The organism is Polaromonas sp. P1_E3 (assembly GCF_056405935.1).
The window spans coordinates 1-1,113 of the sequence record NZ_JBFUBD010000642.1 but is presented as its reverse complement, the minus strand read 5'-3'; the positions used below and the strand labels follow the sequence as shown (position 1 = coordinate 1,113).

The following is a 1,113-nucleotide window of genomic DNA, read 5'->3' as shown; positions in this document are numbered from 1 at the left end:
TGTTGTAGCGGTGTTTAGCGGGGGGCGCGTGGCCTATGTCAATGCGCATCAGCCGGATGGGGTGAAGCTGCTCTTCTGTCACGCTGGCTTTTGCCATGGCAGCTTTTTCAATATCTTCACTTTCCAATTCCACAAACAAGCTTTCGCCCTCCTGGGTGTGCAGGTAAATGCGCAGCTTGATGTCTGTGCTGGAAAGGAGCATGGGGTTCTCTCACGGTCAGGTTGATGAAATCAGATGAAGACCAATCCCAGGGATCTGGGGGTTTCGGTTCTGGCAGAACAAGGCAATGGGGGGTGACGCCGTAACTCAGGTTGCTGGCTTGGTCACGGCTTTCTATGTGGCCGTTCGCCTCCAGGGCATCCAGGGCCTGCTGAACTTCCGGAGGAGTGAAGGTTGGCCGCCAGTGGGGGGCCAACATTTCAGGCGTCCACCAGCCACCGTCTTGATGCAGTCGTATCCACAACGCACGCATGTCGCGGGTAATAAGGACGCCCATGATTGGCGGTCTTGCTCAGGCGCTCGTGTGGCGTTAGGGCTGGGAACGGGGAGGCCCGTCCGTGAGCGCGCTGTTGACGGTCAGCTCATGTGTCAATTTGCGCTGCGCCTGGCTGCGCTGGTGCGGCATGGTGACTGTGATCTTGCGGGTTTGCTGGAAGGCTAACGCACGGCTTGCAGGATCGAGATAGCGCGACGGCCAGAGCTCTTCGGGTCTTTTGTCGAGGGCGCGTGCCACGAGCTGTTCCGCTGCCAGCCAGGGACTGGTCAGCACACGTTGTATGTGGCTGTAGCCATTTTCCATGGCGATTTTTCGAAGACTGGTGCCGCGTTTGCGTAGGGCAGCAATGACATCGGCGGGGTGCATATCTTCCTGTGCGGGTGTCGATTTAATTGTGCTCATATCTAATATTTTGAGCACAAAACTAGTCAAGTCAAACTGTTTTTTTGGCCTGTTTCAATTTGTGCTACTTTTATTGTGTTTCTTACGAATTAAATGAGTGTTCTGTTTGCCTATTTTGTGCTTGAAGGAACAAAATAGTGTTCATGAACACAAAAGAAACAGCATCGGGGGCGGTCGGTTCTGGCTCATCTGGCAAGCTCCAGCACTATTCTTT

2 protein-coding genes are annotated in these 1,113 nt (G+C 54.1%); both read right to left on the bottom strand.

Annotated features, from left to right (window positions below; translation table 11 throughout):
• Window positions 1–202: hypothetical protein (locus AC1D0Z_RS22445; protein ID WP_477660353.1), on the bottom strand; the 202-nt coding region annotated here is incomplete at its 3' end.
• A gap of 328 nt (window positions 203–530) precedes the next feature.
• On the bottom strand, window positions 531–899 hold the full coding sequence (locus AC1D0Z_RS22440) for a helix-turn-helix domain-containing protein (protein ID WP_477660352.1): 369 nt from the start codon (window positions 897–899) through the stop codon (window positions 531–533).
• Window positions 900–1,113 lie beyond the last annotated feature (214 nt).